We start from the raw sequence: 8203 nt of genomic DNA on the forward strand, positions 1-8203 counted from the left end.
CGGGCCGAGCCTGGCGGTCGACACGATGTGCTCTTCGTCCTTGACCGCGATTCATCTGGCTTGCCAGAGCTTGCTGCATGGCGGGTGCGAGGTGGCGATTGCCGGCGGCGTCAACGTGTCGGTGCACCCGAACAAGTACCTGCTGCTCGGGCAGAACAACTTCGCGTCGAGCAAAGGGCGCTGCGAGAGCTTTGGCGAAGGCGGCGACGGATATGTGCCGGGCGAAGGCGTGGGCGCTGTGCTGCTCAAGCCGCTGGCCAAAGCGCTGGAAGACGGAGACCAGATCTACGGCGTGCTGAAAGCGACCGCCATCAACCACGGCGGCAAGACCAACGGCTATACGGTCCCGAACCCGAACGCGCAGGCGAGCGTGGTCGGCCGCGCCTTTAAAGAGGCCGGCATCGATCCGGGCACGCTCTCCTATGTGGAAGCGCACGGCACCGGAACGTCGCTGGGCGACCCGATTGAGATCGTCGGTCTCACCAAGGTCTTCCAAGAATCGCGTGTCGGCGGGCAGAAGTGCGCGATCGGTTCGGTCAAATCGAACATCGGGCACTCGGAGAGCGCCGCGGGCATCGCCGGTCTGACGAAGGTGCTGTTGCAAATGAAACATCGTCAGCTCGTGCCTTCTCTGCATTCAGCCGTGCTCAACCCGCACATCGACTTTGACCGCACGCCGTTCGTCGTCCAGCAGGAGCTGGCGGAATGGAAGCGGCCGGTGATCGACGGGCGGGAAGTGCCGAGGAGAGCAACTGTAAGCAGCTTTGGCGCGGGTGGTTCCAATGCCTGCCTCTTGCTGGAGGAATACGTTCCCGAAGCGGAGGTTCGCGTGCAGCGGAAGGTCACCGCAGAGAACCCGGCGGTCGTTGTGCTGTCGGCCCAAGAAGAGCCGCGCCTGATCGAGCAGGCAAGGCATCTCCTGACCGTTTTGCAAGAGGAAGCGTTCACCGAAGCCGACCTCGTCGATCTCGTCTACACCTTGCAGGTCGGACGAGAAGCGATGGAGGAGCGGTTGGGCCTGACGGCTTCGAGCGTCGGGGAGTTGGTGGAAAAGCTGGCGGGCTTCCTGAATGGGGAGGACGGCATCGACGGCTTGTACCGTGGTCAGCTCAAAGGCAACAAAGAGACCCTGTCCTTGTTTGCGGCCGATGAAGACTTGCAGGCGGCGATCGAGGCGTGGGTGAGCAAGCGCAAATATGCGAAGTTGCTCGACCTGTGGGTCAAAGGATTGGTGTTTGACTGGAGCCGGCTCTACGAAGGAAACAGACCGCGACGCATCTCCCTGCCGACCTACCCGTTCGCCAAGCAGCGCTGCTGGGTGGAGCCACTGATGGAGAATCCGGGAGTGGCTTCCTTTGCACCGCAGACTTCAAGCTCAGAAGCGAACCTTCTGCACGATGAGCAAGGCGAGGTTGTGAGTCTGGTTCCTATCTGGGATGCGGTTCCCTTGGAGCGAGGCCACTTGCACCCATCCCCGCTCGATCAGATCGCCATCGTAGGTGGCACGCCGGAGCAGCAGCAAGCGATACGGCAGTATCTGCCGAACGCGCGCGAACTTGACATCAAGCCGGGAGAGAGCGTGGAGGCCATCGCCAGCAAGCTGCAGGCGCGCGGTGCGCTCGATCACATTTTCTGGATCGCGCCCGACCATTCTTCTGACGGGCTGGAGCTGGAGGCGGTGATCGCCGGGCAGCACGAAGGGGTTCTGCTCGCCTTCCGCCTGATCAAAGCGGTGCTCGATCTCGGGTACGGAGCTCGAAGCCTTGGCTGGACGGTGCTGACGACGCAGACGCAGGCTCTGCACCGCGAAGAGGCGGTCAACCCGGTTCACGCCGGCTTGCATGGCCTGATCGGTTCGATGGCCAAGGAGTATCCGAACTGGAACATTCGCCTGGTCGATCTGGACGCAGAGGAGGCATGGCCGCTGCCCGACCTGTTCACGATCCCGGCAGACCCGCAAGGGGATGCATGGGTCTATCGAGGACGGCAATGGCATCGCCAGCAACTGGCGGAGCTGAGTTGCCCACAGCCGGATCAGACGATCTACAAGCCGGGCGGCGTATACGTGGTGATCGGCGGGGCCGGCGGCATCGGCGAAGTCTGGAGCGAGTACATGATCCGTACTTACGCGGCGCAGATCGTCTGGATCGGCCGCCGTTCGCAGGATGCCGCGATTGAAGCCAAGCGGATCGCCCTGTCCAAGCTGGGGCCTGCACCGCACTACATCGCGGCGGATGCGACGGATCGACAGTCGCTGGAGCGCGCCTATGAGGAGATCAAGGCTCGCTACGGACAGGTCGACGGGATCGTACACTCCGCGATCGTGCTGGCGGACAGCAGCCTGGCCAACATGGAGGAGGAGCAGTTCCGCGCCTCGCTCGCAGCCAAGGTGGATGTCAGCGTCCGCATGGCGCAGGTGTTTGGCGAAGAACTGCTCGACTTCGTGATGATCTTCTCCTCGGTGAACGCGTTTCTCAAAGCGGCAGGCCAGAGCAACTATGTGGCCGGCTGCACCTTTACCGACGCGTTTGCGCACCGGCTCGCACAGGAATGGCCTTGTGCCGTGAAAGTGATGAACTGGGGCTACTGGGGCTCGGTCGGGGTCGTCGCATCTCCGGCCTATCAGGAACGCATGACCCAGGCGGGGATCGGCTCGATCGAGCCGCCTGAGGGCATGCAGGCGCTGGAGGCGCTGCTGGCAGGTCCGATGGGTCAGATGGCACTGATGAAGATTTTGAACTAGATGAAAAGCGCTCCTCTTCCTGTCCGGGAAGGGGGGCTTTTTTTTATGCAAAAGATAGGAAAGCAAATCACCTGACTTGAGGGGGCAAGATCATGAACCGGTATCTAGGGACAAGAGCAGGAGACATCATCACCGTCTATCCGCAGAAGCATCCCTCCATTGTGAAACAGATCCGCAAGGAGTTCGTGTCTGATGACGCCACCCTCCTTCGCGTCTGGGCGGAAGGCAGCCGTGATCGCGAGGAACTGGATGAACTCCTCTGTCGTCTGCTCGGGGCGCACCTGCGCGAACTGGGACTGCATTCGGCCAAGAACCCGGCTCGCGGGTTGGCTGACTTATATAACAAGTGGTACGAAGAAAGCCTCGCTCTCTTGACCCGTTATGCGCATCTCAGCTTCGACGCATCGTCGGAAACGCTCTGGCAGGAGTGGGAGGCGAGAAAGTCTCGCTGGCTGGAAAAAGCGGAACTCAAGGCGCAGGTCGTGCTGGTCGAGACGACGATGCGCGCACTGCCGGACATTCTGACGGGCAAGCGGGCGGCGACGGACATCCTGTTCCCTGATGCCTCGATGAAGCTGGTGGAAGGCGTGTATAAAAACAACGCGATCTCCGACGGCTTTAACGAAGTGCTGGCCGACACGGTGGTCCTCTACCTGCAGGAGGGTTTGAAAAACGAACCGGCGGCGCGCATCCGCATCTTGGAGATCGGAGCCGGAACCGGCGGGACGAGCGCGATGGTGTTTGACAAGCTACAACCTTATCAGCAGCACGTCGAAGAATATTGCTACACGGACATCTCCAAGGCGTTTTTGCTCCATGCCGAACGGGAGTATGCTCCGAAGGCTCCGTATCTGACCTATCGAGTGTTCAATGTGGAGGAGCCGATCGCCGGGCAGGGACTGGACGCGGGGGCGTATGACCTCGTGTTGGCGACCAACTGCCTACATGCCACCAAGAACATTCGCCAGACCTTGCGCAATGCCAAGGCTGTTTTAGCAAAAAACGGCCTGCTGCTGCTCAACGAGATGAGCAGCAATTCGGTGTTCACGCACCTGACCTTTGGCCTGCTCGATGGATGGTGGCGGTATGAGGATGCGGAGCTGCGCATGCCGGGTTGCCCGGGCTTGTCTCCGGAGGCCTGGTCCTCGGTGCTGAAAGCGGAAGGATTCCGCGCGGTCGATCATCCGGCGCAAAAGGCGCACGATCTCGGCCAGCAGATCATCGTGGCGGAAAGCGACGGGGTGGTGCGACAGAAACAGGGGCAAGGGCCGACGGTGGCCTCTACCGCAGCGAAGTCGCCGAAAACGGAGACCCTCGTTGTGTCGAGAGAAGCGGGCGAGGCTCCGGCCTCCGAGGTGACGGAAGCGCTGATCGAGGAGCGGGTGAAGGAGGCGATCAAGGACCAGCTCGTCTCTTCGTTAAAAGTGGATCGGGATCGGATTGATTCCGATAAGTCGTTTGCCGATTACGGTCTGGATTCGATCACGGGTGTTCATCTGGTGCAGGCGCTGAACGACAAGCTGCCGGTCGGGTTGAAGACGACGAACTTGTTCGATTACAGCTCGGTCAACCAACTCGCTTCCTACATGCTCCGGCAATACAAAGAAGCGCTTGCCACAGCGTTCGCTCCCGCCAAGCCTCAAACATCGGCGACGACCTCAGCGACTGCAATCGCAAATGACCCTGCAATTGCAAATACAATTGCATCGGCAGCAACATTGGTGCAAACGGCAAGAGCTCAAGCTGACGTTCAGCAAGGCGCTCGCGAAAGTGCTCGAGAAGGCGGTCGAGTTGACGGTCGAGACGATGCGGGGAAAAAGATCTCCGAACAAGGCGGAGATCTTAATGCGATTGCGATCGTCGGCATGAGCGGGCGTTTTCCGAAGTCGGGGGACTTGGGCGAGCTGTGGGAGCATCTGGCGAACGGAGACGATCTCGTTGGCCCGGTGACGCGATGGGATCTTCGCTCTTATCATGCGGAGGGAGCACGCTTTTGCAACGAAGGCGGCTTCCTCGATGACATCGACCGCTTCGATCCGCTGTTCTTCCACATCTCGGGCGTTGAAGCGACGTACATGGACCCACAGCAGCGCATTTTCCTCGAAGAGTCTTGGAAAGCGCTCGAAGTGGCCGGTTATGCCGGCGACGCGGTCAAAGGAGCCTCCTGCGGGGTGTATGTCGGGATCAACGGAGGCGACTACCAGCAGTCGATGGTTGAACAGGCACCGGCACAAGCGATGTGGGGCAACGCCGCCTCTGTGATTCCGGCGCGCATCTCGTATTTCCTAGACCTTCAAGGCCCGGCGGTCGCGGTCGACACGGCTTGTTCGAGTTCGCTCGTCTCCATCCACTTGGCTTGCCAAGGGTTGTGGTCGGGGGAGACGGACATGGCGCTGGCCGGCGGCGTTTTCATCCAGAGCACGCCTCGTTTCCACTTGACGGCAGAGCGTGCGAGCATGCTCTCGGCGACGGGGCGCTGTCACACGTTCGATGACCAGGCGAACGGATTCGTGCCGGGAGAAGGCGTGGGGGTCGTCGTCCTCAAACGACTGAAAGACGCGCTCGCCGACCGAGATCATATCTATGGCGTGATTCGAGGCTCAGCGCTCAACCAGGACGGCACGACGAACGGAATCACCGCTCCCAGCGCCAATTCGCAAGAGCGTCTGGAGCGCAAAGTCTATGAGACGCATGGGATCAACCCGGAGCAGATTCAACTGGTCGAAGCGCACGGCACCGGAACGAAGCTCGGCGATCCGATCGAGTTCGACGCCTTGACCCGCGCCTTCCGCGCCTACACGGATCGCAAGGAATACTGCGCGATCGGTTCGATCAAAACGAACATCGGACACGCAGCTGCGGCGGCCGGGGTCGCCGGGGTGCTCAAAATCCTGCTCGCGCTGGAACACAAGCAACTGCCGCCCTCGCTTCATTTTGATGCGTGGAATGCAAACATCGAGCATCAAGGCAGCCCGTTCTATGTGAACACCAAGCTGCGGGACTGGAGCATCGAGCCGGGGAGCAAGCGCCGCGCGGCGATCAGCGCCTTCGGGTTCAGCGGCACCAACGCGCATATGGTGATCGAGGAAGCGCCGCAGACCGTTCGGACGCCGATTGACAGAGCTGGGCATCTGATCGTGCTGTCCGCTCGCACCGCCGAACAGCTTCGCAAGCAGGTGCAGAATCTGATCGCCTTCTGCGAGCAGGAACCGAATGCGGACTGCGGCAACATCAGCTACATCTTGCTCGTCGGGCGCAGGCATCTGCCTCACCGCTTGGCCTGCGTGGTGCGCGATGTGCCGGAACTGGTCAAGTCGCTGCAAAAATGGCTGGAGACGGGAAAAGTCGCCGGTGTGCATCACGGCGAATTGCTTGAGAACGAACTTCGGGAACAGCCGTCGCTCAAACGCTACGGCAACCAGTTCATCGAAAACTGTCGCCATGCTGCCCAAGGGGCAGACCTGCTCGAACAGCTCGCGGCCGTGGCCGATCTGTATGCACAAGGCTATGCGCTGGAGTATGGACGCCTGTTTGAAGGGCTGCCCTATGCGCGCATCCCGCTGCCGACATATCCGTTTGCCAAGGAGCGGTATTGGAAGCCGGAGGGTTCGGCGCAGTCTGTCGCGAAGGCGGGCGACACAAACTCCCGCGCGCTGCATCCGTTACTGCACGAAAACATTTCGGTGCTGGAAGAGCAGCGCTATGCGTCTGTTTTTACAGGAAAAGAGTTCTTCCTTGCCGATCATGTGATCAACGGACAGCGGATTCTGCCGGGCGTGGCCCATCTCGAAATGGTCCGCGCAGCTCTTGAGCTGGCGGCAGGAGCGAGCGAAGAAGGCAGCGCATGGCGCTTGCAGCATGTGGGCTTCGCAAGCCCGATCCTCGCAGGGAACGGGCCGGTTGAGGTCCAGGTCGGGCTGCGGGCGGAAGAGGCCGAGGCGATTTCCTTTGAAGTCAAAGACGGGCGGGGGGCTGTCGTACACAGCCAAGGCCGGGCGAGACGCTTGGGTAAGGCAGATGCTCCTGCCGTCGATCTCGCCACTCTGCAGACGGCCTGCTCGCAGAACCGAATCAGCGCTTCCGAGCTGTACGAGCTCTTCCGCCAAGCCGGGCTGGACTACGGGCCGGCACACCAAGGGATCGAGAGCCTGTCGATCGGAACGGGGCAGGTGCTGGCGAAGTTGTCGCTGCCCGATTGCGTGGCTGACACAGAGAGCCGCTACGTTCTGCACCCGAGCCTCATGGACGCGGCGCTGCAGGCCGCGATCGGCCTTATGCTCGGCACTGCGTCATTCAAGCCGCTTGTGCCCTTCGCGTTGGAGGAAGTCGAGATCTACGGCCCGTGCACGCCCTCGATGTGGGCCGTGGTGCGCCGCAGCGAAGGCAGCACAGCGGAAGACAAGGTGCAAAAGTTCGACGTGGACGCGTGTGACGAAAATGGTCAGGTGCGCGTGCGCTTGAAAGGCTACACCTCGCGCGTGCTGGAAGAGGGAGCAGGGGGGCGCACGCAGGGAGCGCACTTGCTGCAGCCGAGCTGGAAGCAGCAGGGCATCGCGCAGAAGACGGCCCTTCCTGCCCTGTCGCAGCATCTGGTGCTGCTCTGCGAGCTGACGGCACCTCTCGTGCTCGGCGGACAGGTCGTGGCGCTGCAGTCGGATCGTCAGGACATCGCCGAGCGCTACCAAGCGTATGCGGTGCGCGTGTTCGAAGAGATTCAGACCCTTCTGCGCAGCAAGCCACAGGGCAAGGCGCTGGTGCAAGTCGTGGTGCCTGCCGACGGAGAAGGTCAGGTCTTCAGCGGCCTTGCCGGACTGCTTCGCACCGCCCGCCGCGAGAACCCGAACCTGATCGCGCAGCTGATCGAGGTCGAGGACACGGCAGGATTGGAACACAAGCTTTTGGAAAATCGCCATTCCCTGCAAGATGCCCGCATCCGCTACCGATACGGGCAGCGCTGGGTCGCTTCTTGGGATGTGGCGGAAGTCTCGCAGCAGGCGTTCCACATCCCGTGGCGCGATGGCGGCGTCTACCTTCTGACCGGCGGTGCGGGAGGACTCGGCCTGATTTTTGCCAAAGAGATCGCAAGCCAAGTCAAGGCTCCGCGACTGATCCTCACCGGCCGCTCCCCCTTGGGCCTGCAGCAGCAAGCGGCTCTGCAGGAGTTGAAGGACCTCGGCGCACACATCGAGTACCAGCAGGTCGATGTGACGCGGGAAGAGGCGGTCGCCGGACTGTTTGAGGAGATCCGGGCGCGCTATGGCACCCTCCAAGGCATCCTGCACGGAGCGGGCGTGATCCGCGACAACTTCATCATCCGCAAGACCGGGCAGGAGATGCAGGAGGTGCTGGCTCCCAAAGTGAGCGGATTGGTCCACCTCGACCGTTCGAGCATCGGGCTGCCGCTGGACTTCTTCGTGCTGTTCTCCGCTGTGGCCGGCTGCCTCGGCAATCCGGGGCAGG

At 61.6% G+C, this 8203-nt stretch carries 2 protein-coding genes; both read left to right on the forward strand.

Going from position 1 to position 8203, the window contains the following annotated elements; translation table 11 throughout:
- On the forward strand, positions 1 to 2743 hold a 2743-nt coding region (locus L696_RS0107270; RefSeq protein ID WP_025683051.1), incomplete at its 5' end, for an SDR family NAD(P)-dependent oxidoreductase.
- A 92-nt stretch (positions 2744 to 2835) separates the two neighbouring features.
- On the forward strand, positions 2836 to 8203 hold a 5368-nt coding region (locus L696_RS0107275; RefSeq protein WP_025683052.1), incomplete at its 3' end, for an SDR family NAD(P)-dependent oxidoreductase.

The sequence above is a fragment of the Paenibacillus maysiensis genome (assembly GCF_000520815.1).
Taxonomy (GTDB): Bacteria; Bacillota; Bacilli; order Paenibacillales; family Paenibacillaceae; genus Paenibacillus; species Paenibacillus maysiensis.